The organism is Shigella sp. FC1544, from assembly GCF_001722145.1.
Classification (GTDB): domain Bacteria; phylum Pseudomonadota; class Gammaproteobacteria; order Enterobacterales; family Enterobacteriaceae; genus Escherichia; species Escherichia coli.
Map to the genome: position 1 here is coordinate 1 of NZ_MECT01000404.1, position 591 is coordinate 591.

The window sequence follows — 591 nt, forward strand, 5'->3', positions numbered from 1 at the left end:
GTTACTGGCCGAATCAACTGAGTTTCTCAGAATCATGCGGAATGGTGATGAGAATGCTGATGACATTGCAGGGCGCTTCACCGGGACGTATACCGGAGCTGATGCGCGATCTTGCAAGTATGGGACAACTTGTGAAATTACCGACGAGAAGGGGAAGGGCCTTCCCGAGAGTGGTAAAGGAGAGGCCCTGGAAATACCCCACAGCCCCGAAAAAGAGCCAGTCAGTTGCTTAACTGACTGGCATTACACATCCCGGAGAAGTTTTTTAAGATGGTGAGGTACTTCGGGTTCCTTGCCAACCGGGTGTGTGGAGAGAAGCTGCCGCAGGTGTACCGTGCTCTGGGGATGGATAAACCGGAACCAGTGGCGAAAGTGTGCTATGCACAAATGGTGAAACAGTTCCTGAGTCGTGACCCGTTCGAATGCGTGCTGTGTGGCGGCCGGATGGTATACCGCCGGGCCATCGCGGGACTGAATGTGGAGGGGCTGAAGAAAAACGCGCGGGATATCAGTCTGCTGAGGTATATGCCGGCCTGACACAGGCTAAGTGTGCCCGGGAATCGGTGCAAGTATAAAAAACAGCCTGTTGCG

2 pseudogenes are annotated in these 591 nt (G+C 54.0%); both read left to right on the forward strand.

The features are described from left to right. Positions 1-233 (forward strand): annotated as a pseudogene (locus BGK49_RS17225) (IS4 family transposase); the annotation flags it as partial. Positions 234-237: 4 nt separating this feature from the next. Next, positions 238-537: pseudogene (locus BGK49_RS17230) on the forward strand (IS91 family transposase); the annotation flags it as partial. Between the last annotated feature and the right edge of the window lie 54 nt (positions 538-591).